This window comes from Pseudomonas sp. BT76 TE3572 (assembly GCF_050435365.1).
GTDB lineage: Bacteria > Pseudomonadota > Gammaproteobacteria > Pseudomonadales > Pseudomonadaceae > Aquipseudomonas > Aquipseudomonas fluorescens_W.
In genome coordinates this window covers 5,811,324-5,836,267 of sequence record NZ_JBNDKE010000001.1, presented here as the reverse complement: position 1 = coordinate 5,836,267, position 24,944 = coordinate 5,811,324, and the positions used below count along the sequence as shown (strand labels likewise).

Sequence of the window (24,944 nt, the reverse complement as noted above, 5' to 3'; positions counted from 1 at the left end):
GCCGCCGGGGAAAGCGAAGGAAGGCCGAAGCCCCCGATCACCTGCATTAATCACAGTGCACCTTTCAAAAAAACCGCCGCGTTGGGACAGACCGGAAGATGAAACACCGGTACGTTGCTCGCTACACATTTTTTGGAATCGCCCAGCAAAGACTGCTTGGTAATCGGCAACTCCTGCAATTCATGCGAATCCACAGAAGTTGTATCAAGAAGGGAGCGTAGTCTACCGGAAAGCCCCTTTCAGCTCAAACCTTGATCTTCGGTCGGTGGCTGCCAATGCAAATTCCAACGGTCCTTTGCGCTGCCATCCAAGCCCCGCAGGTTGGCCACCGCCAGCAATTGCTCGTCTCGGTAGAGCAGCGGCAATCTGCCACGGGCGAACGCCGGCACACCACGTTCATTGAGCAAACGCTTTAGATCGCGATGGCCGCGACCGGGCAGATTCATCACCTCACCTCCCTCACGATAGCGGATATGCAGCAGGCCATCGGGGATTTGACCGGTGAGTGTGAGCACGCCGTTGTCCGGCAACACCAGCGATAGCGAGGGGTCGGGCCAGTTTCCGACGGCGGGCGACGGGCGCAACCAACTGCCGGACAACCACCAGATACGCCCACCTGCCCGATGCAGTTCGCCATCCGCCAGCTGCCAGATCGGGCAGGCATCGCTGGTGGCATCACGCAAACTCTCCCAACCCGACCAATGGTCACTGTCCGGCAGTCGCGTCAGCGGTTCGAGCCAATGACTTAACGCATTACGCTGACGAGCAGCGGACAGCGTTTCCAATGCCACCAGCTCCAGGGATGGCAATCCCAGCCAATCAAAATCATTGGCAGTGCTGGCGCCAGCCAGGTCGATTTGTGCAAGCTCATCGAGCAATCCCTGCGCTTCACTCAGGTGCGCAGCGCAGCGGGCCATGGTCGTTACCGCTTGTGGCCAGCGCTGAGTCAATACCGGGAATACTTGATGGCGCAGGTAGTTTCGCGAGAATTGCCGATCCTGGTTCGATGGGTCTTCGATCCAGCTCAGCCGATGCTCCGCCGCATAGGCTTCAAGTTCAGCCCGCGTGATGTCGAGCAATGGCCGAAGCAGCTGACCTTTACCGAGCGGGCGCTGGCGAGGCATCCCCGACAACCCCTTCACCCCTGCCCCGCGCAACATCCGAAACAACAGGGTTTCTGCCTGATCGTCACGGTGCTGGGCGGTCATCAACACTTCATTGGCCTGAGTCGCCTCGATGAACGCGGCATATCGCGCATCCCGGGCTGCACGCTCAAGACTGGCGCCGGGCTGAATCTGCGCGCGAACAACCTGCAGCGGCACACCTAGCGCATCACAGACCGACTGACAATGATCCGGCCACGCATCAGCCACAGCCTGAAGGCCGTGATGGACGTGGATGGCGTTTAGCGCCGGCAGGGATTGGGTTTTGGCGAGATCGGCGAGCAGGTGCAGCAGGACTGTGGAGTCGAGGCCGCCGGAGAAGGCGATGCGCCAGGCCCTAGCGTTTAGCCAGGGTTTCAGACTCCGGAGTAGCCTGGCTGACAGATCAATCTTGGGCTGACTCATATCAATCACTTCATGCAAATCAAATGTGGGAGCGAGCCTGCTCGCGATGAGGGCTTAACATTCAACAAATCTGCTGACTGTTATACCGCCATCGCGAGCAGGCTCGCTCCCACATGGGTAAAGCGAGGTCAGATCAGAGACCGTAGCTCATCAGACGCTCGTAACGGCGAGCCAACAGCGCTTCGTTATCGAACTTCTTCAACATCGCCAGCTGCGAGCTCAGCTCGGCACGGATTGATGCAGCCGCAGCAGCCGGATTACGGTGCGCGCCGCCCAAAGGCTCGCTGATTACTTTATCCACAATACCCAGGCCTTTCAGGCGCTCGGCAGTGATGCCCATGGCTTCGGCAGCGTCCGGCGCTTTCTCGGCGGTCTTCCACAGAATCGAGGCGCAACCTTCCGGCGAAATCACCGCGTAGGTCGAGTACTGCAACATGTTCAGTTGATCGCATACGCCGATCGCCAGAGCACCGCCGGAACCACCTTCACCGATCACGGTGGCGATGATTGGGGTTTTCAGGCGTGCCATGACGCGCAGGTTCCAGGCAATCGCTTCGCTCTGGTTGCGCTCTTCAGCGTCGATACCAGGGTAAGCGCCCGGGGTGTCGATGAAGGTCAGGATCGGCATTTTGAAACGCTCGGCCATTTCCATCAGGCGGCAAGCCTTGCGGTAGCCCTCCGGACGCGGCATGCCAAAGTTGCGACGAACTTTCTCGCGTACTTCGCGGCCTTTCTGGTGACCGATGATCATCACCGGCTGATCGTCCAGACGCGCAATGCCGCCGACGATCGCAGCGTCGTCGGAGAAGTGACGGTCGCCGTGCAGTTCATCGAACTCGGTGAAGATGTGTTCGATGTAGTCCAGGGTATATGGACGTTTCGGGTGACGCGCCAGACGCGCGATCTGCCAGCTGGTCAGCTTGCCGAAGATGTCTTCGGTCAACGTGCTGCTTTTGTCCTGCAGGCGGGAGATCTCATCGCCGATATTCAGCGAATTGTCATTACCGACCAAGCGCAACTCTTCGATCTTGGCTTGCAGGTCGGCGATCGGCTGTTCGAAATCAAGAAAATTCGGGTTCATAGGCGTCCGTCTTGGGTCGACATCCAAGAGAGCTTGGGCCGGCCGGTTGTCTATTCGCGCCCTACCTTAAGGGACAGGCGCGTTCAGGTCGAGATTAAAAATTCTGGTCGAGATCGGGACCTACAGATAGCCCCCGACCGTCAACGGTATTGGAGGAAGACGTTGTCTCGCCCGAACTGGTCACGCAGGGCTTGAATCAAGGCATCCGCCGGGTCAATTCGCCAGGTCTCGCCGAACTGCAGCAAGGCCTTCGCATCGGGACTGGTGTATTCCATAGTGATCGGGCACGCGCCACGGTGACGCTTGAACAACTCACCGAGCCAGCGTAGCTGATCGCCTTTCAAATCCTGGGTTTGCAACTTCAAGCGCAGGCTTTCGGCCAGGTTGGTGCGCGCATCTTCCATGCTCATCACCCGCTTGACCCGCAACCGCAGCCCGCCGGAGAAATCGTCGTTACTGACTTCGCCTTCGACCACCACCATCGCGTCGGTCTGCAACAGCGACTGCGCCGAATGGAATGCTTCGGCGAACAGCGACGCTTCGATCCGACCCGAGCGGTCGTCGAGGGTGATGAAACCCATCTTGTCGCCCTTTTTGTTCTTCATCACGCGCAAGGCGATGATCATGCCCGCGACGGTCTGGGTATCACGGGCCGGTTTCAGGTCGATGATGCGTTGACGGGCGAAACGGCGGATCTCACCTTCGTATTCGTCGATCGGGTGACCGGTCAGGTACAGGCCCAGGGTGTCTTTCTCCCCTTTCAGGCGTTCCTTGAGGGTCAACTCCTTGGCCTTGCGGTGATTGGCGTAGACGTCGGCATCTTCTTCGACGAACAGACCGCCAAACAGGTCGACATGACCGCTATCGTGGGTACGCGCGGTTTGTTCGGCGGCCTTGATCGCCCCTTCCATGGCGTTCAGCAAGACCGCTCGGTTGCGGTCGATATTGGCCTGATAGGCTTTCTGCTCGTCATGGAAGTAAGGCCCCAGACGATCCAGCGCACCGCTGCGGATCAATCCGTCCAGGGTGCGCTTGTTGATACGTTTGAGATCGACACGGGCGCAGAAATCGAACAGATCCTTGAACGGACCTTCCTGACGCGCCTCGGTGATGGCTTCCACCGGACCTTCGCCCACACCCTTGATCGCGCCGAGGCCGTAAATAATCCGGCCTTCGTCATTCACCGTGAACTTGAACTCCGAAGTATTCACATCCGGCGCGTCGAGACGCAGCTTCATGGTGCGAATTTCTTCGATCAAGGTCACGACCTTGTCGGTGTTGTGCATATCCGCCGACAGTACCGCGGCCATGAATGGCGCCGGGTAGTGCGTTTTCAGCCACGCGGTCTGGTATGACACCAGGCCGTAAGCGGCGGAGTGGGATTTGTTGAAGCCGTAACCGGCGAATTTCTCTACCAGGTCGAAAATGTTACCGGCCAGGTCAGCGTCGATATTGTTGGTCTTGCAACCGTCAATGAAACCGCCGCGCTGCTTGGCCATTTCTTCGGGTTTTTTCTTACCCATGGCTCGACGCAGCATGTCCGCACCGCCGAGGGTGTAACCGGCCATGACCTGAGCAATCTGCATCACCTGTTCCTGATACAGGATGATGCCGTAAGTCGGTGCCAGAACCGGCTTGAGGCCTTCGTACTGGTAGTCCGAGTGCGGGTACGCGAGTTCAGCGCGACCATGCTTACGGTTGATAAAGTCGTCCACCATGCCCGATTGCAACGGGCCCGGACGGAACAGGGCCACCAATGCGATCAAGTCTTCCAGGCAGTCGGGCTTGAGCTTTTTGATCAGCTCTTTCATGCCGCGCGACTCAAGCTGGAACACCGCAGTCGTTTCAGCTTTTTGCAGCAACTGGTAAGTCGGCTTGTCATCCAGCGGGATGAACGCGATATCCAGCGGCGGCTCATCAACCTTGGCGCGATCACGGTTGATGGTTTTCAGCGCCCAGTCGATGACCGTCAGGGTCCGCAGACCGAGGAAGTCGAACTTCACCAGGCCAGCGGCTTCAACGTCGTCCTTGTCAAACTGGGTGACCAGGCCATCACCGGCCTCATCGCAATAAATTGGCGAGAAGTCAGTCAGTTTGGTCGGGGCAATAACAACACCACCGGCGTGCTTACCGACGTTACGCACAACGCCTTCCAGCTTGCGGGCCATTTCCCAGATTTCCGCGGCCTCTTCATCGACCTTGATGAAGTCACGGAGGATTTCTTCCTGCTCGTAGGCCTTTTCCAGGGTCATGCCGACTTCGAACGGAATCATCTTCGACAGACGATCCGCCAAACCGTAGGACTTGCCCTGCACCCGCGCCACGTCACGGACCACAGCCTTGGCCGCCATGGAACCGAATGTGATGATCTGGCTTACCGCGTTGCGGCCGTATTTCTCGGCCACATAGTCGATTACACGGTCACGACCGTCCATGCAGAAGTCGACGTCGAAGTCGGGCATGGAGACCCGTTCCGGGTTAAGGAAACGTTCGAACAGCAGGTCATATTCCAGCGGGTCGAGGTCGGTGATCTTCTGCACGTAGGCCACCAGCGACCCGGCACCCGACCCCCGGCCTGGACCTACCGGTACGCCATTGCTCTTGGCCCACTGGATAAAGTCCATAACGATCAGGAAGTAACCGGGGAAACCCATCTGGATGATGATATCCAGCTCGAAATTCAGCCGGTCGACGTAGACCTGACGTTTGGCTTCGTAGTCTTCGGTGGTGTCCTTGGGCAGCAGAACGCTGAGGCGATCTTCCAGACCATCGAAGGAAACCTTGCGGAAATACTCGTCGATGGTCATGCCATCGGGGATCGGGAAGTTGGGCAGGAAGTGAGTGCCCAGCTTCACTTCAATGTTGCAGCGCTTGGCAATCTCGACGGTGTTTTCCAGCGCTTCGGGAATGTCGCTGAACAACTCGGACATTTCCTCGGCGCTTTTGAGGTATTGCTGATCGCTGTAATTCTTCGAACGCCGCGGATCGTCGAGGGCACGGCCCTCACCGATGCAAACGCGGGTTTCGTGAGCGGCGAAGTCTTCCTGCTTGATGAAGCGCACGTCGTTGGTCGCGACCAGCGGTGCACCGATTTTTTCAGCGAGGGCCACCGCGCCGTGCAACTGTTCTTCGTCGTTGGGGCGGTTGGTGCGCTGGATTTCCAGGTAGAAGCGATCCGGGAACACGGCCATCCACTCGCGGGCCAGGTTTTCCGCTTCGGCCGGGTTGCCGCTGAGCATCGCCAGACCGATCTCACCTTCTTTTGCCGCCGACAGCATGATCAAGCCTTCGCTGGCTTCGGCCACCCACTCGCGCTCGATGATGACCGAGCCATTGCGCTGGCCGTCGATGAAGCCGCGGGAGATCAGTTCGGTGAGGTTGCGATAACCCACGGCGTTCATCGCCAGCAGGCTGATCCGGCTCAGAGCGTTATCCGGATCCTTGTTCGACAGCCACAGGTCGGCGCCACAGATCGGCTTGATCCCGGCGCCCATGGCGGCTCTATAGAATTTGACCAGGGAACACATGTTGTTCTGGTCGGTGACCGCTACGGCAGGCATATTCATGCCGACCAGGGTCTTGACCAGCGGTTTGATCCGCACCAGACCGTCGACCAGGGAATACTCAGTGTGCAGGCGTAGATGAACGAATGAAGCCGGCATAGTGATCCTGTCTAGAAACTAGAAACGTGAAGACAACAAGGCCCGGATTGTACCGGGCCTTGGCAAAAACATCAGCCTTGCGACTAACTCTCGATCAGGTTTTCCCGCGCCTCGTACGCCAGGCGTACCGGGGCGAACGAGCGGCGGTGAATCGGCGTTGGCCCCAAGCGGGCCAGCGCCTCCAGATGAACGGGCGTCGGGTAACCTTTGTGGCCACCGATGCCGTACCCCGGGTAAATCAATTCGAACGCTGCCATCTCGCGGTCGCGGCTGACCTTGGCCAGAATCGACGCTGCTGCAATGGCCGGTACCTTGCCGTCGCCCTGCACCACCGCTTCGGCACGCATCGACAGCTTCGGGCAACGATTGCCATCGATCATCGCCAGTTTCGGCGTAATGTGCAGGCCTTCGACGGCGCGCTGCATGGCCAGCATGGTGGCGTGGAGAATGTTCAGCTCGTCGATTTCTTCGACTTCGGCCCGAGCGATGCACCAGCTCAGGGCTTTTTCGCAGATCTCGTCGTAGAGCTTTTCGCGGCGGGCTTCGGTGAGCTTCTTCGAGTCGTTCAGGCCCAGGATCGGACGGCTCGGATCAAGGATCACGGCAGCCGTTACCACTGCGCCACAAAGCGGGCCGCGACCGACTTCGTCAACACCGGCAACCAAATCTTCGACTTCAGCGACCAAGGTGAAATCCAGCCCCATTTGCATGCTTGTTTTACTCATTGTACTTGGCCGATCAGGTTCAGCACTGCATCTGCAGCCTGGTTGGAGGCATCCAGACGAAGGGTCCGGTGGATTTCATCGAAGCCGCGGGTCTGTTCTTCACCGCCTTCGATCAGTGGCGACAGCGTCTGGGCCAAGGCTTCAACGGTCGCATCGTCCTGTAACAACTCGGGCACCAACAGGCGCTGGGCCAGCAGGTTCGGCAACGAGATGTAGGGGCTTTTCACCATGCGCTTGAGAATCCAGAACGTCAGCGGCGCCAAGCGGTACGCGACCACCATCGGCCGTTTGTACAACAACGCTTCAAGCGTCGCCGTTCCGGAGGCAATCAGTACAGCGTCACAGGCTGCCAGGGCCAGATGGGATTTACCGTTGAGCAATGTCAGCGGCAGATCCCGGCCCGCCAGCAGCTCTTCAAGTTGCTTGCGGCGCTCGGGGCCGGCGCAAGGCATGACGAACCGCACACCAGGGCGCAGGGCTCGCAGACGCTGGGCCGTATCGAGGAACAACGCACCGAGACGGCCAACTTCGCCACCGCGACTGCCGGGCATCAGAGCAACCAGCGGCCCGTCGGGCAAGCCGAGTTCAGCCCGCGCGGCGGCACGATCGGCCTCCAGCGGGATGGCGTCAGCCAGGGAATGTCCAACAAACCGCACCGGCACGCCCTTCTCTTCATAGAATTTCGCTTCGAACGGGAACAGCGTCAGCATCAGATCGCAGCCTTCGCGAATCTTAAGCACCCGTTTCTGCCGCCACGCCCAAACCGACGGGCTAACGTAATGCACGGTCTTGATCCCGGCCTGACGCAGCTTGAGTTCGATATTGAGGTTGAAGTCCGGGGCATCGATACCGATGAACACGTCCGGCTTCTCGGCGATCAGGTCGGCAACCAGCTTCTTGCGGCGTGCCAGCAACTCGCGCAAGCGGCCCAGCACTTCCACCAGGCCCATGACCGAAAGACGCTCCATCGGGAAATACGAGGTCAGGCCTTCGGCCTGCATCAGCGGACCGCCGACACCGATGAACTCGACTGCCGGGTGCTGAGCCTTGAGTGCGCGCATGAGACCCGCGCCAAGAATGTCGCCGGAAGCCTCACCCGCTACCAGCGCAATACGCAGATTAGCCATGATTAACGAGTGATGCCGCGGGTCGAAGACTGGATGGAGTCACGAAATACCGCGACTTCCGGGAACTGATCCGAAGGCTCGGCCAGTTCGGCGAGCGCTTGTTCGACCGTAAGGCCCTGGCGATAAACCACCTTGTAGGCACGACGCAGCGCGTGGATCGCATCTTCGCTGAAACCGCGACGACGCATGCCTTCGAAGTTCATGCTGCGAGCTTCGGCCGGGTTGCCGAACACCGTGACGTACGCCGGGACGTCCTTGCCGATGGCGGTGCCCATACCGGAAAAGCTGTGGGCGCCGATATGGCAATACTGGTGAACCAGGGTAAAACCGGACAGGATTGCCCAGTCTTCAACGTGCACATGGCCCGCCAACGCGGTGTTATTGACCAGGATGCAGTGGTTGCCGATGACGCTGTCGTGGCCGATGTGGGCATAGGCCATGATCAGATTGTGATCGCCCAGGGTTGTTTCGGAACGGTCCTGAACGGTCCCACGGTGAATCGTCACGCCTTCACGGATGACGTTGTGGTCACCAATGACCAGACGGGTTTCTTCACCCTTGTATTTCAGATCGGGCGTGTCCTCGCCTACCGAAGAAAACTGGTAGATGCGGTTGTGCTTTCCGATTCGGGTCGGGCCTTTGAGAATCACATGCGGCCCGATCACTGTTCCCTCGCCGATTTCCACACCTGCACCGATGATCGACCAAGGGCCGACCTCGACGCCGTCGGCCAGGATAGCCGTCGGATCGATGATTGCGCGAGGGTCAATCAAACTCATAGTTTGCGTTCCGCGCAGATGATTTCAGCAGAGCAGACTGGCTTGCCATCGACCGAAGCCTGGCACTCGAACTTCCAGATTTGGCGCTTGCAGCTGATAAAGCGGGCTTCGAGGATCAACTGATCGCCTGGGGTGACGGGCTGGCGAAAACGCAGCTTGTCGGAGCCGACGAAGTAGTAGAGCGTGCCGTCGGCAGGCTTCACGTCGAGCATTTTGAAGCCAAGGATACCGGCAGCCTGAGCCATCGCTTCGATGATCAATACACCCGGCATGATTGGATGCGCGGGGAAGTGACCATTGAAGAAGGGTTCGTTGATGCTGACATTCTTGTAGGCGCGAATGCGCTTGCCTTCCACATCCAGTTCCACGACTCGGTCCACCAGCAGGAACGGGTAACGGTGGGGCAGGTATTCGCGAATCTCGTTGATGTCCATCATTTCGGGGGGAAGCCTATGTAAAGATTGGGAGGCGCGACTGACGCGCACCCCTCTAGCAAATCAAGGAGGCAGTCTAGCGGCTGTGCACACTTGATATGGAAATGGTATCAGCCATCTGATGAAGCATTACCGTCAGGGGTCACTTCCCCTACACGCTTTTCCAGCTGTCGCAAACGCCGCGCGATGTCATCGAGCTGACGGATACGGGCCGCGCTTTTGCGCCATTCGGCTGCCGGTTGCATGGCTGTACCGGAAGAATAGGAACCCTTTTCGGTAATCGAATGGGTCACCATGGTCATCCCGGTGATAAAAACGTTGTCGCAAATTTCGATATGCCCCACCAGCCCTACGCCACCGGCGAGCATGCAATGCTTGCCGATTTTGGTGCTGCCGGAGATCCCCACGCACGCGGCCATGGCGGTGTGATCACCGATCTGGACGTTGTGGGCGATCTGAATCTGGTTGTCGAGTTTCACCCCGTTACCCAGCACGGTATCGGCCAGTGCACCGCGATCGATAGCGGTATTCACGCCAATTTCCACGTCGTCACCGACCAGGACACCACCGATCTGAGCGATCTTCTGCCAGACACCTTTCTCGTTGGCAAAACCGAAACCTTCGCCACCGAGCACGGCACCCGATTGAATCACCACCCGTTTACCGATGCGAACATCGTGGTACAGCGTGACTCGCGGGGCCAGCCAGCCGCCCTCGCCAATCTCGCAGCGGGCACCGATGAAGCAGTGCGCGCCAACGGTCACGCCCGCAGCAATACGCGCGCAGCTTTCGATCACCGCAAAAGCACCAATGCTCGCCGCTGGATCGACCACCGCGTCCGCTGCTACAACGGCTGTCGGATGAACACCGACAGCAGCCTTTGGCTTGGGATCGAACAGATGGGAAATCCGCGCGTAGGCCAGATACGGATCAGGCACGACCAGCGCATTACCGGCAAAACCTTCAGCGTCAGCGGCCTTCAGCAACAGGGCTGCGGCCCGGCTGTCCGCCAGGTATTTACGGTATTGAGGGTTTGCGAGAAAGCTCAACTGAGCTGGGCCAGCCTCTTGCAAAGTGGCTAGCCCAGTAATTTCTTTCTCCGGGTCGCCACGCAGTGTGGCGCCGAGGAACTCGGCCAATCGGCCGAGCTTTATAGTCGCTGTCATGGTTACTTCAGCTGATTCATGCGCTCGATAACCTGGCGAGTGATGTCGTACTGAGGCTTGACATCAATCACTGCGCCACGCTCGAAGACCAGGTCAAAAGCACCTTTCTTGATGACTTCTTCCACAGCGCTGTCCAGTTTCGGCTTGAGCTGCTTCAGCATTTCACGGTCAGCAACGGCTTTGGCTTCGTTCAATTCCTTGGACTGGAACTGGAAGTCACGGGCCTTTTGCTTGAACTCGAGTTCCAGGCGTTCACGCTCGCCTTGCTGCATCTTGTCGCCGCCAGCCATCAGACGGTCCTGGATACCTTTGGCACTGCTTTCCAGAGTCTTGAGCTTGCTCAGCTGTGGGCCGAACTTCTTCTCGGCATCCACGGCGTACTTCTTGGCCGCATCGGATTCCAGCAGCGCCATCTGATAGTTCAGAACGGCGATTTTCATGTCGGCAAAAGCCGGACCTGCAACCAGTACGGTCGCCAGGAGAACCAATTGAGTCAACTTACGCACGATGCACTCCTACAAAATCCATTGTCGTTATCTTGGGTCAGACGCTTAGAACGTCTGGCCGAGGGAGAATTGGAACACTTGAGTCTCAGCGTTATCCGGTTTCTTGACCGGCATGGCCAACGCGAAGCTCAGAGGACCCAGTGCGGTAACCCAGGTCACGCCGACGCCGACGGAGCTGGCCATGTTGCTCAGGCTGATGTCGTTACATTCTGTTTGAGCGGTTGAACCGACATTTGCGTTCGTCGTTTTATCGCACTTGGAGTCGAATACGTTACCCACATCCCAGAATACCGAAGTACGCAGGGAACGCTGATCCTTGACGAATGGCAGCGGGAACAGAACCTCGACACCACCCTGGATCAAAACGTTACCACCGAACGGCAGCGGATCCTGGTCCGGGTCGGCGAGCGTGCCGGTGTTACCCGTCACCGCAGCGCCACGACTTGGAGTACTGCGAGGACCGAGGGTGCTGTCCTTGAAGCCACGAACCGAGTTGAAACCACCAGCATAGTAGTTTTCATAGAACGGCAAGCCATCGGTAGAACCATAACCATCGCCATAGCCCAGTTCAGTGTGCAGGCGCATGGTGTAGTTTTCAGACAATGGCTGGAACAACTGGCCACGGTAATCAAGTTTGAAGAACGACAGGTCGCTGCCAGGCGTGGTGGTTTCCAGTGTCAGGCTTTGGGAATGACCACGGGTCGCCAATACACCTTTGTTCAGTGTGGATTCGGACCAGCCGGCCGAAGCCTTGAAGTTCAGATAGCTGTCGCCTTCCTTGTTAACGAAGTCGAAGATCTCGTCAACGGTGTATTGACCGGTCTTGATCTTGTCTTGTTGCGCGGTCAAGCCGAAGGTCAGACGCGAAGTCTCGCTGATCGGGTAACCGACGCTCACGCCCGCACCCAGGCTGTCCACGGCATAGCTGGCTACGTCGACGTCGAGGTCTTTGTAGTCAGTGGTGCGATAGAACGCGTTGTAACCCAGGCTCACGCCATCAGCTGTCCAGTACGGGTCGACGTAACCGAAGTTATAGCGGCTCTGATATTGACTGCGGGTCAAGCCGATGCTGACCTTGTTACCCGTACCCAGGAAGTTGTTCTGGGTGATCGAACCACCGAGGATCAGACCGGCGCTCTGGGCAAAACCAACGCTGGCGGTAATCGAACCGGAAGCCTGTTCTTCAACGCTGTAGTTAACGTCTACCTGGTCGTCGACGCCCGGCACGGCCGGTGTTTCGACGTTGACTTCCTTGAAGAAGCCCAGACGCTCAAGACGAGTCTTGGATTGGTCGATCAGGTAAGTCGAAGCCCAGCCGCCTTCCATCTGACGCATTTCACGGCGCAGCACTTCGTCTTCGGACTTGGTGTTGCCACGGAAGTTGATGCGGTTCACGTAAGCACGCTTGCCCGGATCGACGGCGAAGGTGATGTCGACGGTATGGTCTTCATCGTGAGGCTGAGGCACGCCATTGACGTTGGCGAAGGTGTAACCCTCGTTACCCAGACGGCGGGTGATCAGTTCGGACGTGGTGGTCATCAACTTGCGCGAGAACACCTGGCCTTTCTGGACCAGCAGCAGAGACTTGACCTGGTCTTCAGGGACTTTCAGGTCGCCGCTCAGCTTGACGTCACGGACGGTGTACTTCTCACCTTCATTGACGTTGACGGTGATATAGACGTGCTTCTTGTCCGGAGTGATGGACACCTGGGTCGAAGCGATATCCATGTTGATATAGCCGCGGTCCAGGTAGTAGGAGCGCAGACGCTCCAGGTCACCGGAAAGTTTTTCACGAGCATACTTGTCATCGTTCTTGAAGAACGACAGCCAGTTGGTAGTCTTGAGTTCAAACAGGTCGGTCAGGTCTTCTTCAGGGAAGACGGTGTTACCCACCACGTTGATGTGCTGGATAGCCGCAACGGTGCCTTCGTTGATATTGACCTTCAACGCAACGCGGTTACGCGGCTGCGGCACCACTTCAGTGTCGACGGTAGCCGAGTAGCGACCCTGAGCGACGTATTGGCGCTGCAGCTCGTTACGCACACCTTCGAGGGTGGCGCGCTGGAAAATCTCGCCTTCGGCCAGACCGGATTGTTTGAGGCCTTTCATCAGGTCTTCAGTGGAGATCGCTTTGTTACCCTCGATCTCGATACTGGCGACCGACGGACGCTCGACTACAGTAATGACCAGGACGTTGCCATCGCGGCCCAGCTGGATATCTTGAAAGAAACCGGTTTTGAACAACGCACGAGTGGATTCCACCAGGCGACGATCATCCGCCTGTTCACCGACGTTCAACGGCAAAGCACCAAAGACGCTACCCGCGGAGACCCGCTGGAGGCCATTGACGCGAATATCAGAGATAGTGAAGGACTCGGCGTGAACTTCGGCGATCATCAATACGGTGAGAACCGCAGTTAGCAGCAGACGTTTCATGAAGTCCTTTCTTATTCCAACTGGCAATAAACAAACTGCCGCAAAATGCGGCAGATTCGCAATTCAGCGAAGCGTTACAGTCGACCCAGATCATTGACAAGAGCAAGCAACATCACCCCGATCACCAAACTGATACCGATCTGTATCCCCCAACCCTGCACCCGATCCGACAAGGGGCGACCACGCGCCCACTCGATCAGATAAAACAACAAATGCCCCCCATCCAGTACAGGAATGGGCAACAAATTCAGAACCCCCAAGCTAATACTCAGATAAGCAAGGAAATTCAGGAAATCAGCGACACCCGACTGGGCAGAAGCGCCCGCCACTTTAGCAATGGTTATCGGTCCACTCAAGTTTTTTACCGAGAGCTCACCGAACAACATTTTCTTGAGCGAATCGAGGGTCAGTACGCTCATGGTCCAGGTGCGTCGAGCACCCTCCCCAATCGCTGCCACAGGACCATAACTCACTTCGCGAATCATCTCTGGCGGCCAATCAACGGCCTTCACCCCAGCCCCCAGATAACCACTGGGTGCCTTCTTCTCGCCGCGAGCGGCCAGCGTCACAGGGACGTCGATTTGAGCACCATCGCGCTCGACGCGCAGCATGATTTTGGTATCAGGGTGCATACGGACCGTGTCCACCACCTGTTGCCAGTCATCAAGCGACTTGCCGTCCAGCGCCAACAGTCGGTCACCGGTCTTCAAGCCAGCAGCCTGTGCCGGGCCTTTCGGATCAAGTTCGGCCAGGACCGGCGGCAGCGCCGGACGCCAAGGGCGCAAACCCAGCGAACGAATCGGATCCGGCTCATCGGCACCCTTGAGCCATTTATCCAGCATCAGCTCACGGGGCGAATCCACTGTGGAACCCTGGTCACGGACCAGCAACTGCAGGGAACCGCTCTCCCCAAGACGACGGACCAACTGCAGGTTCACCGCGGCCCAGCCGGTAGTTGGCTCGCCATCAATGGCAATGATTTCCTGACCCGCGATCAAACCAGCCTTGGCGGCGATACTGCCGGATTCGACAGCACCAATGACCGGACGCACTTGCTCGCTGCCGAGCATGGCGAGCACCCAGAAAAAAATCATCGCCAGTAAAAAGTTGGCAATCGGACCCGCCGATACGATAGCGATGCGCTGGCGGACGGATTTGCGATTAAAGGATTGATCAAGCTGATCGGCGGGCACTTCACCTTCGCGCTCGTCGAGCATTTTCACGTAACCGCCCAGCGGGATCGCGGCGACGACGAACTCAGTGCCTTTCTTGTCGTGCCAGCGCAGCAACGGCATACCGAAGCCCACGGAGAAACGCAGCACTTTGACCCCACAGCGACGTGCGACCCAAAAATGGCCGAATTCGTGGAAGGTGACCAGCACACCCAAAGCCACCAGGGTGCCGACAATCATATAGAGCGCGCTCATCTACTTTCTCCGCAATCCTGTCCAGTGCCGCATGGGTCAACGTATTGCAGCACTTACCGCCCGTGACGACTCAACCATTGTTCGGCCAGTACTCGCGCCTTCGCGTCGGCCGTGAACACTGCCTCGAGATCGTCAACCGCAACCACGGGCTCGAGATTCAACACTTCTTCGATGATACTCGCGATTTCCGGGTAGCGAACCCGCCCGTCGAGAAAGGCCGCGACCGCCACTTCATTCGCCGCATTAAGCATGGCCGGCGCACTATTACCGGATTCGGCTGCCTGACGCGCAAGGCGCAGGCACGGGAATCGTTCTTCATCAGGCGCTTGGAAGTCCAGCCGCGCAATTGCAAACAGGTCCAGCGGCGCAACACCCGAATCGATCCGCTCCGGCCAGGCCAACGCGTTGGCAATCGGCGTGCGCATGTCAGGATTACCTAACTGGGCCAATACCGAACCGTCGATGTAATCGACCAGCGAATGAATCACGCTTTGAGGATGAATCACCACTTCGACCTGGGACGGCTTGGCATCAAACAGCCAGCAGGCTTCGATTAACTCCAGCCCCTTGTTCATCATGCTGGCCGAATCCACCGAAATCTTGCGCCCCATGGACCAGTTCGGATGGGCACACGCTTGCTCAGGAGAAACATGCACCAGTTCAGCCATAGGTGTCTGTCGGAACGGACCGCCAGAGGCCGTGAGTAAAATCCGACGCACCCCGACGGCACTCAGCCCACGAGCGAAATCCTGTGGCATGCACTGGAAAATCGCGTTGTGCTCGCTGTCGATCGGCAGCAGCACCGAACCACTCTTGCGCACCGCCTGCATGAACAGCGCACCGGACATCACCAGTGCTTCTTTGTTGGCCAGGAGGATTTTCTTGCTGGCTTCGACCGCCGCCAGAGTCGGTCGCAAGCCCGCAGCGCCAACGATGGCCGCCATGACCGCATCGACCTCAGGATCGGAAGCAACCTGACACAGGCCCTCCTCCCCCACCAGCACGCGGGTCGTCAGGCCTGCGGCGCGCAAGTCGTCCTGCAAGCCTCGGGCAGCGCCCGCCTCAGGCACCACGGCGAACCGTGGCGTATGGCGAACACACAGCGCCAACAGCTCGCTCAGACGGGTGAAACCGCTCAAGGCGAAAACCTGATAACGCTCGGGATGGCGAGCGATGACATCAAGCGTGCTCAGACCAATCGAACCGGTCGCTCCCAGGACAGTAATCTGCTGCGGGCGGCTCACGGTGCCGCCATCCACAGCAGTACAGCAAACACTGGAATCGCTGCAGTCAGGCTGTCGATTCGGTCCAGCACGCCGCCGTGCCCCGGCAGCAGGTTACTGCTGTCCTTGATCCCGGACTGACGCTTGAACATGCTTTCTGTCAGATCACCTACCACCGAGATGAACACGATGATGGCTGCCCCCATCAGACCTTTGAACAACTGCGCCACCGTCCAGTCTCGAACCAGACTGACAATGACAGTAATGACCAGACTCACCGCGAGGCCGCCGTAGACGCCCTCCCAGCTTTTGCCGGGACTGACCTGTGGCGCCAGCTTGCGCTTGCCAAAGGCCCGGCCAGAGAAGTAAGCACCGATATCAGCACCCCAGACCAGCACCATCACCGCCATGATCAGCCAGTTGCCCAAAAGCTCCTGCTTGATCTGAACCAGACCTTGCCACGCGGGCAGCAGGATCAGCAGACCGATCACCAGTTTGCAGGCAGCGCTGGACCAGAGTTCGCTGGAACGCGGATAAGTCAGCACCAGATAGGTTGCAACACCCCACCAAAGCACCGAAGCACCCAACACCCAAGGCGCGAGCCCAGGCACGATATGCATGACAAACAGCATCAACGCGACCACAGCCGCAAAGCCAACGCGAATCGGCTGCTCAGTGAAGCCCGCCAGGCGAGCCCACTCCCATGCACCGAGGGTCACAACCAGCCCGATGAACAGCGCAAAACCGGTGCCTTCGAGCAGGAAAAACCCGCACAAGGCGATCGGCAGCAGGATCAGCGCAGTGATGATTCGTTGTTTAAGCATTAAACCCGGGCTCCAGCCTCGACCTGCTCGCTCGTTTTACCGAAGCGGCGCTGCCGAGAAGCAAAATCGGCCAGCGCGGTACGCATGGCATCGTGTTTGAAGTCCGGCCAGAACAGGTCGGAGAAGTACAACTCGGCGTAAGCCAGTTGCCACAGCAGGAAGTTACTGATGCGGTGCTCGCCACCGGTACGGATGCACAAGTCCGGCAACGGCAAATCGCCGGTAGCCAGACAGGTTTGCAACAGTTCCGGGGTAATGTCTTCCGGACGCAGGTGCCCGGCCTGAACTTCACGAGCCAGACGCTGTGCGGCCTGCGCGATATCCCACTGCCCGCCATAGTTGGCAGCGATCTGCAGAACGAAGCGATTGGCGCCCGCCGTCATTGCCTCAGCTTCACGCATGGCAGCCTGAAGCTCTGGATGAAAGCGTGAACGGTCGCCAATGATGCGCAAACTGATGTTGTTTTCGTTCAGGCGCTTGGCCTCGCGACGCAATGCCTTGAAGAACAGATCCATCAAGGCGCTGACTTCGTCAGCCGGGCGCTGCCAGTTCTCGCTGGAGAAGGCGAACAGGGTCAACACTTCGACCCCGGCCTCAGCACACACTTCGATTACCGCACGAACCGCATCCACGCCCGCTTTATGACCGGCGACACCCGGCATAAAGCGCTTTTTCGCCCAGCGATTATTACCATCCATGATGATCGCGACATGGCGCGGCACCGCGGACGGCGCAGTCTGCTTGGTCTTTTCCATGAAAACGTGACCCTTATACGGCCATCAGGTCTTTTTCTTTCTGCGCCAGATTCGCGTCGATTTCAGCCACGAACTTTTTGGTCAGATCATCGATCTCGCCAGTGGCGCGGCGCTCTTCGTCTTCGCTGATTTCTTTTTCCTTGACCAGATCCTTGAGCTGGCTGTTCGCATCACGACGGATGTTGCGCACCGCAACACGGGCATCTTCTGCGACATCGCGAGCCTGCTTGGTGAAGCCCTTACGGGTTTCTTCGGTCAGGGCCGGCATGGAGATCAGCAGCAATTCACCCAGGTTGGTCGGGTTGAGGTTCAGACCCGCGCTACCGATGGCTTTGTCGACGGCACCCAGCATGTTGCGCTCAAAGGCAACGACTTGCAGGGTACGGGCGTCTTTGACGGTGATGTTCGCCACCTGTTTGATCGGGGTGTCAGAACCGTAATACGGCACCATCACACCTTCCAGAATGCTTGGGTGCGCCTGGCCAGTACGAATACGGCCGAAGTTGTGCATCAGCGATTCGACGGATTTCTGCATACGCTCTTTAGCGTCTTTCTTGATTTCGTTGATCATTGTTGGCCTTCCTCGATCAGGGTCCCTTCAGCGCCGCCATGTACGATATTCAGCAGGGCGCCGGGCTTGTTCATGTTAAATACGCGCAACGGCATCTTGTGGTCGCGGCACAGGCAAATAGCAGTCAGATCCATCACGCCCAGCTTGCGATCCAGCACTTCATCGTAAGTCAGATGATCGAACTTCTCGGCATGCGGGTCTTTGAATGGGTCAGCGGTGTAGACGCCATCGACCTTGGTCGCCTTGAGCACGACATCGGCATCGATTTCGATTGCACGCAAGCACGCTGCCGAATCCGTGGTGAAGAACGGATTGCCGGTACCGGCCGCGAAAATCACGACTTCCTTGGCGTTCAAGTGGCGCATGGCTTTGCGGCGATCATAGTGATCGGTTACGCCAACCATGGAAATGGCCGACATCACGATGGCCGAGATATTGGCACGTTCCAGCGCATCGCGCATGGCCAGGGCGTTCATCACAGTGGCCAGCATGCCCATGTGGTCGCCAGTGACCCGATCCATGCCGGCCGCGCTCAGCGCTGCACCGCGGAACAGGTTGCCGCCGCCGATCACCAGACCGACCTGAACACCGATGCCGACCAGTTGGCCGACTTCCAGCGCCATGCGATCCAGAACTTTCGGATCGATCCCGAACTCTTCCGAGCCCATCAGGGCCTCGCCGCTAAGCTTGAGTAGAATGCGTTTATAGCGAGCCTGATAACCACTGCCCTGCTGAGCCATTGCGAATCTCTCCTGCGGCGTATTTTAAAAATTCTTTGCGAGCTGTTTACAGCTGGCGTTCACTCTAACTTGGCGCTGCTTCAGCGCCATCGGAACATGGCTTTGTAAGCCAGTTCCAAAGGGAAACCAATTAAAAATTGGTGCCCCATCTGAAAAGAGGCTGCGCGCGTGAGCGGGCAGCCTCTTCAGGGCGACAGTTAAAAACCGTCTTATTGCTTGGCGGCAGCCAGCTGGGCAGCAACTTCTTCAGCGAAGTTGTCGACCGGCTTCTCGATACCATCACCTACTTTGAAGTAGGTGAAGGAAACGATTTCTGCACCGGCTTTCTTGGCCAGTTCGCCAACCTTGATTTCAGGGTTCTTGACGAACGCCTGCTCAACCAGGCTTGCTTCAGCCAGGAACTTGCTGATACGGCCTTTGACCATGTTTTCAACAATGTTTTCTGGCTTGCCAGCGATCTTGTCAGCGTTGAGGGTCAGGAACACGCCTTTCTCACGCTCTACCGCTTCAGCGGAAACTTCCGATGGCAGCAGGAATTCAGGGTTGGTCGCCGCTACGTGCATGGCGATGTCTTTGGCCAGCTCAACGCTGCCGCCTTTAAGGGCAACCACAACACCGATCTTGTTGCCGTGCAGGTAACCACCAACAACATCACCTTCAACGCGAGCCAGGCGACGGATGTTGACGTTTTCGCCAACCTTGCCGACCAGAACCAGGCGATCGGCTTCTTGAGCTGCGATCAGCGGAGCAACGTCAGTCAGTTTGTCAGCGAACGCTTTTTCAACGCTGGAAGCGACAAATGCCTTGAAGTCGTCCTGCAGAGCCAGGAAGTCGGTCTGCGAGTTCACTTCCAGCAGAACGGCGGATTTACCGTCTTCTTTAAGAGCGATAGCGCCTTCAGCGGCAACGTTGCCAGCTTTCTTGGCAGCCTTGATGGCGCCCGAAGCACGCATGTCATCAATGGCTTTTTCGATGTCGCCGCCAGCCTTGGTCAAGGCCTTTTTGCAGTCCATCATGCCTTCGCCAGTACGCTCGCGCAGTTCTTTGACCAACGCTGCAGTAATCTCTGCCATTTCAAAATTCCTCTTGGATAGGTTTTCAACCATTCCACCCGATCGAACGGGCGATCAATTCTTCCCGAATCACCCTTGCTGGCTGCTGCAGGTTACAAAGGCTGTAACTGCGCTGCCGACAAACGGTTTTCAAGGTGGCAAAAAGGGGGCCAAGCCCCCTTTTTGCTTACTGAGTCAACGCCAAGGCGTCAATTACTCAGCTGCTGCTACCGGAGCTTCTTCAACGAACTGCTCGGTGCCGCCAGCAACGTGGTTGCGACCGCGGATTACAGCGTCAGCCATCGAACCCATGTACAGCTGGATAGCGCGGATTGCGTCATCGTTGCCTGGGATGATGTAGTCAACGCCTTCCGGGCTGCTGTTGGTATCGACTACGCCGATAACCGGGATGCCCAGCTTGTTGGCTTCGGTGATCGCGATGCGCTCGTGATCAACGTCGATAACGAACAGTGCGTCTGGCAGACCGCCCATGTCCTTGATACCACCCAGGGAACGATCGAGCTTCTCAAGATCGCGAGTGCGCATCAGCGCTTCTTTCTTGGTCAGCTTGGCGAAAGTACCGTCTTCGGCTTGCACTTCAAGGTCACGCAGACGCTTGATGGAAGCACGGATGGTTTTGAAGTTGGTCAGCATGCCGCCCAACCAGCGGTGATCGACGTACGGCGAACCGCAACGTGCTGCTTCTTCAGCAACGATCTTGCCAGCGGAACGCTTGGTGCCGACGAACAGAATCTTGTTTTTGCCCTGGGCCAGACGCTCTACGAAAGTCAGAGCTTCGTTGAACATTGGCAGGGTTTTTTCAAGGTTGATGATGTGGATCTTGTTACGCGCGCCGAAAATGTATTTACCCATTTTCGGGTTCCAGTAACGGGTCTGGTGACCGAAGTGCACACCGGCCTTCAGCATATCGCGCATGTTGACTTGGGACATGATAGTTCCTTAATAAGTCGGGTTTGGCCTCCACGTATCCCAATGACCAACCAGCAGCATCAGCTGAAGGCACCCAGGTCATCGTGTCGACACGTGTGTGGATTTAGGCTTTTCAGGGGATCCCCGGAAAGCGGCGCATTTTATATCACAAGGCTGAAAAAAACGGAACCCGGATTGTTAAATCCTGGCGCGCGCCTTGGTTCCGCCCCTTGGAATCCTCCAAGAATGCGCCATTCTATAAGGAGAAGCGATGCACAGAGGCTCAGATTTGCGCGGCTCGTCTGTTAGAATCGCGTTTTTCAGGGCCGCGAAGATCGATCGCGCAACGCCCATTCCGTTTTAGAAGGCGCCATCGAGCGCAGAGAGAGCCTGTATGACCGTCACCCTCAAAACCCCAGAGGACATCGCAAAAATGCGCATCGCCGGCAAACTGGCCGCCGATGTGCTGGAAATGATTGCCGAACATGTCAAGCCGGGCATTACCACTGAAGAACTGGACCGCATCTGCCACGACTACATCGTCAACGAGCAGAAAGCCATCCCTGCCCCGCTCAACTACAAGGGCTTCCCGAAGTCGATCTGCACCTCGATCAACCACGTGGTCTGCCACGGCATTCCGAACGAGAAGCCATTGAAGGATGGCGACACGCTGAACATCGACGTCACCGTCATCAAGGACGGCTACCACGGCGACACCAGCCGCATGTTCCACGTCGGCACCGTGCCGGTCTGGGCCGAGCGCCTGTCGCAAGTGACTCAGGAATGCATGTACAAGGCGATCGAGATCGTCAAACCCGGCTGCCGTCTCGGCGATATCGGTGAAGTCATCCAGAAGCACGCTGAAAAGAACGGTTTTTCCGTGGTTCGCGAATTCTGTGGTCACGGCATCGGCAAGGTGTTCCACGAAGAGCCGCAGATCCTGCACTACGGCCGTGCGGGCACTGGTATGGAACTGAAAGCCGGCATGACGTTCACCATCGAGCCGATGATCAACCAGGGCAAGGCCGACACCAAGGTATTGGGCGACGGCTGGACCGCGATCACCAAGGACCGCAAGCTGTCGGCACAGTGGGAACACACCCTGCTGGTAACCGAAACCGGTTACGAGATCTTCACCCTCCGCGCCGACGACACCATCCCGCGCGTTTCGGCCTGATCCGGGCGCGCAGCTCCTCAGCCTTATAGACAGGAAAGCCAATCGATGCCGCAGGTGGATCCCGAACTCTTCGACCGTGGCCAGTTCCAGGCTGAACTGGCCCTGAAGGCAAGCCCGATCGCGGCCTTCAAGAAGGCGATTCGCCAGGCCCGCGAGGTGCTCGACGAGCGCTTCCGCAGCGGCCGCGACATTCGCCGGCTGATCGAGGATCGCGCCTGGTTCGTCGATAACATCCTGCAAAAGGCCTGGGAGCAGTTCAGCTTGAGTTCCGAAGCCGACATCGCGCTGGTCGCGGTCGGCGGCTACGGTCGCGGTGAGTTGCACCCTTATTCCGACATCGATTTGCTGATCCTGCTGGACAGCGCCGATCACGAAGTTTTCCGCGACTCCATCGAGCGTTTTCTGACGCTGCTGTGGGACATCGGCCTGGAAGTCGGCCAGAGCGTGCGTTCGGTGGACGAATGCGCCGTTGAGGCCCGCGCCGACTTGACAGTCGTCACCAACCTGATGGAAAGCCGTACCATCTGCGGCCCCGAGCGCTTGCGCCAGCGCATGCTGGACGTCACCAGCACCGCGCACATGTGGCCGAGCAAGGACTTCTTCCTGGCCAAACGCGCCGAGCAGAAAGCCCGTCACCACAAGTACAACGACACCGAATACAACCTGGAACCCAACGTCAAAGGCTCGCCCGGCGGCCTACGGGATATTCAGACGATTCTGTGGGTGGCCCGTCGTGAATACGGCACCCTGAACCTGCGGGCCCTGGCCGGTGAAGGTTTCCTGGTCGAAAGCGAAAACGCCCTGCTGGCCTCCTCCCAGGAATTCCTGTGGAAAGTTCGTTACGCCCTGCACATGCTCGCCGGCCGTTCCGAAGACCGCTTGCTGTTTGATCACCAGCGCACCATTGCCGGGCTGCTGGGCTTCAAAGGCGATGACGCCAAGCAAGCCATCGAAAACTTCATGCAGCAGTATTACCGCGTGGTCATGAGCATTGCCCAGCTCAGCGACCTGATCATCCAGCACTTCGAGGAAGTCATCCTCGCGCCGGAAGACCAAGCGACGCCGCAGCCGATCAACTCGCGATTCCAGTTGCACGACGGCTACATCGAAGCGCGCAACGACAACGTGTTCCGCCGCACACCGTTCGCCATGCTCGAGATCTTCGTGCTGATGGCGCAGCAGCCGGAAATCAAGGGCGTGCGCGCCGACACCATTCGTCTGCTGCGCGAGCACCGTCACTTGATCGACGATGATTTCCGCAACGACATTCGCAACACCAGCCTGTTCATCGAACTGTTCAAGTGCAAGATCGGCATCCACCGCAACCTGCGACGGATGAACCGTTACGGCATCCTCGGGCGCTACTTGCCGGAGTTCGGCTTCATTGTCGGGCAGATGCAGCACGACCTGTTTCACATCTATACGGTCGATGCTCACACCCTGAACCTGATCAAACATCTGCGTAAGTTGCAGTACACCCAGGTGTCGGAAAAATTCCCGCTGGCCAGCAAGCTCATGGGCAAACTGCCCAAACCCGAGCTGATCTACCTGGCCGGTCTGTACCACGACATCGGCAAGGGCCGGCATGGCGATCACTCGGAAATCGGTGCCGTGGATGCCGAAGCCTTTTGCCAGCGCCATCAGTTGCCGGTGTGGGACAGCCGCCTGATCGTCTGGCTGGTGCAGAACCATTTGGTGATGTCGACCACTGCCCAGCGCAAGGACTTGTCCGACCCGCAGGTCATCCACGATTTCGCGCAGATCGTCGGCGACGAAACCCACCTCGATTATCTGTACGTGCTGACCGTCGCCGACATCAACGCCACCAACCCGACGCTGTGGAATTCCTGGCGCGCCAGCCTGTTGCGCCAGCTCTACACCGAGACCAAGCGTGCCTTGCGCCGTGGCCTGGAAAACCCGGTCGATCGCGAAGAGCAGATCCGCCAGACCCAAAGCGCAGCACTGGACATTCTGGTACGCGGCGGTACCGACCCGGACGACGTCGAGCAATTGTGGTCGCAATTGGGCGATGACTATTTCCTGCGCCACACCGCCGGTGACGTGGCCTGGCACAGCGACGCGATCCTTCAGCAGCCGGCCGACGGCGGGCCGCTGGTGCTGATCAAGGAAACCACCCAGCGCGAGTTCGAAGGCGGCACGCAGATCTTTATCTATGCGCCGGATCAGCACGACTTTTTCGCGGTGACCGTGGCGGCAATGGACCAGCTCAACCTGAACATTCACGACGCCCGGGTCATCACCTCCAGCAGCCAGTTCACGCTCGACACCTACATCGTGCTCGACACCGACGGCGACTCGATCGGCGATAACCCGGCGCGGGTCAAACAGATTCGCGAAGGCCTGACCGAGGCCCTGCGCAACCCGGACGACTACCCGACCATCATTCAGCGGCGGGTACCGCGCCAGCTCAAGCATTTCGCGTTTGCGCCACAGGTGACGATCCACAATGACGCCCAGCGTCCGGTGACCGTGCTGGAACTCAGCGCCCCCGACCGCCCGGGCCTGCTGGCACGCATCGGCACGATCTTCCTGGAGTTCGACTTGTCGCTACAGAACGCCAAGATCGCCACCCTCGGCGAGCGCGTGGAAGACGTGTTCTTCATCACCGACGCGAACAACCAGCCGTTGTCCGACCCCTTGCTGTGCAGCCGCTTGCAGGATGCAATCGTCGAACAGCTGACCGTCAGTAACGAACCCGATATCAAACTGTCGCGCATCAGTATCTGATTGCGCGTCAGGA

20 protein-coding genes are annotated in these 24,944 nt (G+C 58.2%); 2 read left to right on the top strand and 18 right to left on the bottom strand.

Going from position 1 to position 24,944, the window contains the following annotated elements:
* Window positions 1-239: 239 nt before the first annotated feature.
* From tilS to rpsB, 18 genes are all read right to left on the bottom strand, one after another.
* A complete protein-coding gene (gene tilS / locus ABH912_RS26595) occupies window positions 240-1,568 on the bottom strand; it encodes a tRNA lysidine(34) synthetase TilS (protein WP_033059925.1) in 1,329 nt (442 codons plus the stop codon).
* A 133-nt stretch (window positions 1,569-1,701) separates the two neighbouring features.
* On the bottom strand, window positions 1,702-2,649 hold the full coding sequence (locus tag ABH912_RS26590; RefSeq protein ID WP_008154040.1) for an acetyl-CoA carboxylase carboxyltransferase subunit alpha: 948 nt from the start codon (window positions 2,647-2,649) through the stop codon (window positions 1,702-1,704).
* Between the two features lie 140 nt (window positions 2,650-2,789).
* Window positions 2,790-6,311 (bottom strand): DNA polymerase III subunit alpha, encoded by a 3,522-nt coding sequence (gene dnaE / locus ABH912_RS26585; RefSeq protein WP_429511994.1) that lies wholly within the window; start codon window positions 6,309-6,311, stop codon window positions 2,790-2,792.
* 83 nt (window positions 6,312-6,394) lie between these two features.
* Window positions 6,395-7,021 carry a ribonuclease HII gene (rnhB, locus tag ABH912_RS26580; protein ID WP_033056287.1) on the bottom strand — a complete coding sequence of 209 codons (627 nt, stop codon included), beginning with the start codon at window positions 7,019-7,021 and terminating at the stop codon, window positions 6,395-6,397.
* Window positions 7,022-7,032: 11 nt separating this feature from the next.
* Window positions 7,033-8,163, bottom strand: a complete 1,131-nt coding sequence (gene lpxB, locus ABH912_RS26575) for a lipid-A-disaccharide synthase (RefSeq protein ID WP_429511992.1) — start codon at window positions 8,161-8,163, stop codon at window positions 7,033-7,035.
* A gap of 2 nt (window positions 8,164-8,165) precedes the next feature.
* Window positions 8,166-8,942, bottom strand: coding sequence for an acyl-ACP--UDP-N-acetylglucosamine O-acyltransferase (gene lpxA, locus ABH912_RS26570; protein ID WP_033056289.1), 777 nt, complete (start codon window positions 8,940-8,942; stop codon window positions 8,166-8,168).
* Window positions 8,939-9,379 carry a 3-hydroxyacyl-ACP dehydratase FabZ gene (gene fabZ, locus ABH912_RS26565; protein ID WP_017336708.1) on the bottom strand — a complete coding sequence of 147 codons (441 nt, stop codon included), beginning with the start codon at window positions 9,377-9,379 and terminating at the stop codon, window positions 8,939-8,941. Before fabZ ends, lpxA begins: the two co-directional genes overlap by 4 nt.
* A gap of 107 nt (window positions 9,380-9,486) precedes the next feature.
* Window positions 9,487-10,542: a UDP-3-O-(3-hydroxymyristoyl)glucosamine N-acyltransferase gene (gene lpxD, locus ABH912_RS26560; RefSeq protein ID WP_033056290.1), complete on the bottom strand. Its 1,056-nt coding sequence runs from the start codon at window positions 10,540-10,542 to the stop codon at window positions 9,487-9,489.
* A 2-nt stretch (window positions 10,543-10,544) separates the two neighbouring features.
* Complete coding sequence (locus ABH912_RS26555) at window positions 10,545-11,048, bottom strand: OmpH family outer membrane protein (protein WP_010462812.1); 504 nt, start codon at window positions 11,046-11,048, stop codon at window positions 10,545-10,547.
* Between the two features lie 45 nt (window positions 11,049-11,093).
* Window positions 11,094-13,484, bottom strand: a complete 2,391-nt coding sequence (gene bamA, locus ABH912_RS26550) for an outer membrane protein assembly factor BamA (RefSeq protein WP_033056292.1) — start codon at window positions 13,482-13,484, stop codon at window positions 11,094-11,096.
* Window positions 13,485-13,558: 74 nt separating this feature from the next.
* Window positions 13,559-14,911 (bottom strand): sigma E protease regulator RseP, encoded by a 1,353-nt coding sequence (gene rseP / locus ABH912_RS26545; RefSeq protein WP_429511990.1) that lies wholly within the window; start codon window positions 14,909-14,911, stop codon window positions 13,559-13,561.
* Between the two features lie 53 nt (window positions 14,912-14,964).
* Window positions 14,965-16,155, bottom strand: coding sequence for a 1-deoxy-D-xylulose-5-phosphate reductoisomerase (gene ispC, locus ABH912_RS26540; RefSeq protein WP_429511989.1), 1,191 nt, complete (start codon window positions 16,153-16,155; stop codon window positions 14,965-14,967).
* On the bottom strand, window positions 16,152-16,958 hold the full coding sequence (locus ABH912_RS26535) for a phosphatidate cytidylyltransferase (RefSeq protein WP_033056296.1): 807 nt from the start codon (window positions 16,956-16,958) through the stop codon (window positions 16,152-16,154). Before ABH912_RS26535 ends, ispC begins: the two co-directional genes overlap by 4 nt.
* The gene (gene uppS / locus ABH912_RS26530; protein WP_429511987.1) at window positions 16,958-17,713 is read right to left on the bottom strand and encodes a polyprenyl diphosphate synthase; all 756 of its coding nucleotides are present in this window, start codon (window positions 17,711-17,713) and stop codon (window positions 16,958-16,960) included. The genes ABH912_RS26535 and uppS overlap by 1 nt, the downstream gene beginning before the upstream one ends.
* A 13-nt stretch (window positions 17,714-17,726) precedes the next feature.
* Entirely contained in the window at window positions 17,727-18,284 is a 558-nt protein-coding gene (frr, locus tag ABH912_RS26525; protein ID WP_033056300.1) for a ribosome recycling factor, read from the bottom strand.
* On the bottom strand, window positions 18,281-19,024 hold the full coding sequence (gene pyrH, locus ABH912_RS26520) for a UMP kinase (RefSeq protein ID WP_003172271.1): 744 nt from the start codon (window positions 19,022-19,024) through the stop codon (window positions 18,281-18,283). The genes frr and pyrH overlap by 4 nt, the downstream gene beginning before the upstream one ends.
* A gap of 209 nt (window positions 19,025-19,233) precedes the next feature.
* Window positions 19,234-20,097 (bottom strand): translation elongation factor Ts, encoded by an 864-nt coding sequence (tsf, locus tag ABH912_RS26515; RefSeq protein WP_033056302.1) that lies wholly within the window; start codon window positions 20,095-20,097, stop codon window positions 19,234-19,236.
* A 192-nt stretch (window positions 20,098-20,289) separates the two neighbouring features.
* Window positions 20,290-21,027 (bottom strand): 30S ribosomal protein S2, encoded by a 738-nt coding sequence (rpsB, locus tag ABH912_RS26510; protein ID WP_003219330.1) that lies wholly within the window; start codon window positions 21,025-21,027, stop codon window positions 20,290-20,292.
* A gap of 373 nt (window positions 21,028-21,400) precedes the next feature.
* Here rpsB and map point away from each other — a divergent pair, with 373 nt between their 5' ends.
* Together map and ABH912_RS26500 are read left to right on the top strand one after the other, a co-directional pair.
* The gene (gene map, locus ABH912_RS26505; RefSeq protein ID WP_008146676.1) at window positions 21,401-22,183 is read left to right on the top strand and encodes a type I methionyl aminopeptidase; all 783 of its coding nucleotides are present in this window, start codon (window positions 21,401-21,403) and stop codon (window positions 22,181-22,183) included.
* Window positions 22,184-22,228: 45 nt separating this feature from the next.
* Window positions 22,229-24,931, top strand: coding sequence for a [protein-PII] uridylyltransferase (locus tag ABH912_RS26500; protein WP_033056303.1), 2,703 nt, complete (start codon window positions 22,229-22,231; stop codon window positions 24,929-24,931).
* The last annotated feature ends 13 nt before the right edge of the window (window positions 24,932-24,944 follow it).

Excerpts from the sequence above, each read along its gene's own strand:
- tilS (WP_033059925.1), bottom strand. The coding sequence starts at position 1,568 with ATGAGTCAGCCCAAGATTGATCTGTCAGCCAGGCTACTCCGGAGTCTG.
- ABH912_RS26590 (WP_008154040.1), bottom strand. The coding sequence starts at position 2,649 with ATGAACCCGAATTTTCTTGATTTCGAACAGCCGATCGCCGACCTGCAA.
- dnaE (WP_429511994.1), bottom strand. The coding sequence starts at position 6,311 with ATGCCGGCTTCATTCGTTCATCTACGCCTGCACACTGAGTATTCCCTG.
- rnhB (WP_033056287.1), bottom strand. The coding sequence starts at position 7,021 with ATGCAAATGGGGCTGGATTTCACCTTGGTCGCTGAAGTCGAAGATTTG.
- lpxB (WP_429511992.1), bottom strand. The coding sequence starts at position 8,163 with ATGGCTAATCTGCGTATTGCGCTGGTAGCGGGTGAGGCTTCCGGCGAC.
- lpxA (WP_033056289.1), bottom strand. The coding sequence starts at position 8,942 with ATGAGTTTGATTGACCCTCGCGCAATCATCGATCCGACGGCTATCCTG.
- fabZ (WP_017336708.1), bottom strand. The coding sequence starts at position 9,379 with ATGATGGACATCAACGAGATTCGCGAATACCTGCCCCACCGTTACCCG.
- lpxD (WP_033056290.1), bottom strand. The coding sequence starts at position 10,542 with ATGACAGCGACTATAAAGCTCGGCCGATTGGCCGAGTTCCTCGGCGCC.
- bamA (WP_033056292.1), bottom strand. The coding sequence starts at position 13,484 with ATGAAACGTCTGCTGCTAACTGCGGTTCTCACCGTATTGATGATCGCC.
- rseP (WP_429511990.1), bottom strand. The coding sequence starts at position 14,911 with ATGAGCGCGCTCTATATGATTGTCGGCACCCTGGTGGCTTTGGGTGTG.
- ABH912_RS26535 (WP_033056296.1), bottom strand. The coding sequence starts at position 16,958 with ATGCTTAAACAACGAATCATCACTGCGCTGATCCTGCTGCCGATCGCC.
- uppS (WP_429511987.1), bottom strand. The coding sequence starts at position 17,713 with ATGGAAAAGACCAAGCAGACTGCGCCGTCCGCGGTGCCGCGCCATGTC.
- frr (WP_033056300.1), bottom strand. The coding sequence starts at position 18,284 with ATGATCAACGAAATCAAGAAAGACGCTAAAGAGCGTATGCAGAAATCC.
- pyrH (WP_003172271.1), bottom strand. The coding sequence starts at position 19,024 with ATGGCTCAGCAGGGCAGTGGTTATCAGGCTCGCTATAAACGCATTCTA.
- tsf (WP_033056302.1), bottom strand. The coding sequence starts at position 20,097 with ATGGCAGAGATTACTGCAGCGTTGGTCAAAGAACTGCGCGAGCGTACT.
- rpsB (WP_003219330.1), bottom strand. The coding sequence starts at position 21,027 with ATGTCCCAAGTCAACATGCGCGATATGCTGAAGGCCGGTGTGCACTTC.
- map (WP_008146676.1), top strand. The coding sequence starts at position 21,401 with ATGACCGTCACCCTCAAAACCCCAGAGGACATCGCAAAAATGCGCATC.
- ABH912_RS26500 (WP_033056303.1), top strand. The coding sequence starts at position 22,229 with ATGCCGCAGGTGGATCCCGAACTCTTCGACCGTGGCCAGTTCCAGGCT.